At 41.9% G+C, this 2,356-nt stretch carries 3 protein-coding genes; 2 read left to right on the plus strand and 1 reads right to left on the minus strand.

Annotated features, from left to right (window positions below; genetic code table 11):
• Nucleotides 1-244 precede the first annotated feature (244 nt).
• On the plus strand, nt 245-1,126 hold the full coding sequence (locus EI161_RS14005; protein WP_192529877.1) for an IS982 family transposase: 882 nt from the start codon (nt 245-247) through the stop codon (nt 1,124-1,126).
• Between the two features lie 18 nt (nt 1,127-1,144).
• Here the strand turns inward: EI161_RS14005 and EI161_RS14010 are convergent, their stop codons facing one another.
• The gene (locus EI161_RS14010; protein WP_192524963.1) at nt 1,145-1,957 is read right to left on the minus strand and encodes a MipA/OmpV family protein; all 813 of its coding nucleotides are present in this window, start codon (nt 1,955-1,957) and stop codon (nt 1,145-1,147) included.
• Between the two features lie 127 nt (nt 1,958-2,084).
• On the opposite strand from EI161_RS14010, the gene EI161_RS14015 reads away from it, so the two are divergent.
• A partial coding sequence (locus EI161_RS14015; RefSeq protein ID WP_192529307.1) for an IS1 family transposase occupies nt 2,085-2,356 on the plus strand: 272 nt, incomplete at its 3' end.

The following is a 2,356-nucleotide window of genomic DNA, read 5'->3' on the forward strand; positions in this document are numbered from 1 at the left end:
GAAAAAACGGTACCTGCAGTACGTGATGTAGCGATATTACTTCTCACTGACTATATCGATGCGCTGGGCGCACCCTACATTTAAAGCTATTGATGAAAAAATACCTTACCGTGTTTATCGCGGCAAGGTATTTTTTTATATAAACTCTAAAAGATACCCCACTCTCAACTTCGAAAGAGATTGAAAAAAGAAGAGCATCTCACTAATCTATTGTTTTCGACCAAGAACACAATGGAGTCATGAGATGCCCATAGAAGAATTTATCATCAATATCTATTTAATGGTAGAGCAATATTACAAAATAGTTGTCACCGAACCATTGCGAGGTGCAGGTTACGCCCCTAAACTCACTGACCCTGAAATTATTTGCATGGAGCTAGTAGGTGAGTTTTTAAACATGGATCAAGATAAACAAATTTGGCAATACTTTACCCAGCATTGGCAAGCTTGGTTTCCAGCCATAGGCTCGTACCCTAACTTTGCCAAGCACTGCAGCAACCTATGGCAAGTGAAACAACGAATACAGGATAAAGTCAGTGAAGTCGAAGGTTATGATAATATTCATCTGATTGATGGTTTTCCCATACCCGTCTGTCATTATGGACGAGCTTACCGGCATAAGAACTATCAAGACCTAGCTGCTTTTAGTTACTGCGCGGCTAAACAAGAAAAATACTATGGCTTTGAGGGTCACTTGCTGGTTACCTTATCGGGTATGATTAAGGGCTTTACTATAGCGCCTGCTAATGTTGATGAAAGAGAAGTTGCCCCAGATATTACGAGTCATATTCACGGACTACTTGGCGCTGATAAAGGGTATATCAGCCCTAAACTGGCTCAATACTATGACGCTCAAGGGATAGATCTACAAACACCGCTCAGACGCAATATGAAAGAGGACCGATCCAAACCTGTGGTACGACGGTTAATGAAAGCCCGCCGTATCGTTGAAACCGTGATCAGTCAGTTATCAGAACGGTTTAATATACAAAGGGTACGAGCAAAGGACTTATGGCATTTGTCGCATCGATTGATTCGTAAAATTCTGTCACATAATCTGTGCTTTGTACTTAATAAACAACTTGGTAACCCACCTCTTCAGTTTGAATTGCTTATTTCAAGTTGAGAGTGGGGTTAAAAGATATTAAAACTTATACAACAAACCAAGTGTCGTCGTCGAGTCAGTACGCGAGTCAACCATTGGGCTATCATATTGCTCATTCGGTAAATAGCTCAAGCTTTGATTAGCAAAGCCTGCCCAGCGCTCATTAAAGTCATAATTGGCACTAATATTGATATAAGGGTTCAAGCTCGAATTTGAAGTGTAAGCCGCAACGCCTGTCTTCTCTGATTCTTTATCTGTTACGCCATAATAGTATTCATTATAGTCAGTATCATGATATTCAAAGCCAATACTTGGATAGACCGTTAACTTGTCTTTGGTTATTTTGGCAAGATACGTCAAGCGGGCACTATTGCCACCGCTATGATCTAAAACGTCAGTTGCAATCTGGGCACGAAAGCCACCAATCGGCGTACGGCGCAGGTATGTGAGACCAGCATCAGCAGATGCTTTACGCTTGTCGAGACCTTTGAGTGCGCCGCGTGCATCATCAGGATCAAACTCGCTACCAGAAAGTTGAGCATAAGCAGATAGCTGATTGGAGCCGTCGTTAATAAGGTAAGCACCAGCCTGAGCACCACGCGCGTACACTCTATTATTATCATAAAAGACACCCGGCAATACGCGTACATCAATACTGTCTTCCAAATCGTAGGCTGAGTTTATCGCCATGACATTGACACCAACGCTTAGCTGGGCATCTTTATCGGTCGGTAAGTTTTTATTAAATATAGCAGCACTAGATAGGCTAGCAGTACCAAATAAGATAGTGGCCGTTAGGGTGCTCAGCAAAGCGCGTGAGAAAGTAGGTGATAGCGTTGATGGTGTAAACATGATGTGCTCTCATAAGTGTGTGGGATTAATAAATGAAAATAAGTAAAAAAACGGGTGGTGTATCAGAAAGTATGCTGAGGAGATAAAAGGAGGGTGACAGTCAAAGCAAGATGATATATTTGAGGTTATGAAGACACAAATAGATATCAGCTGCCCCGACTGTCACAGTCCCAGTTTAAAGAAAAACGGCATAAAAAGCTATGGCAAGCAGAACTACCAATGCAAGGACTGCAAACGTCAATTTATTGGCGATCATGCGTTAACCTATCACGGCTGTCATTCTAAAATAGAAGACATCATACGGCTAATGATGGTTAGAGGTTGCGGCGTTAGAGACATAGCTGTTATAGCCTCAGTCAGTATCGGTAAAGTATTGAGCACCATAGGCTCATCTGTTTA

Origin of the sequence: Psychrobacter sp. FME5 (genome assembly GCF_014861375.1) — a bacterium.
GTDB lineage: Bacteria > Pseudomonadota > Gammaproteobacteria > Pseudomonadales > Moraxellaceae > Psychrobacter.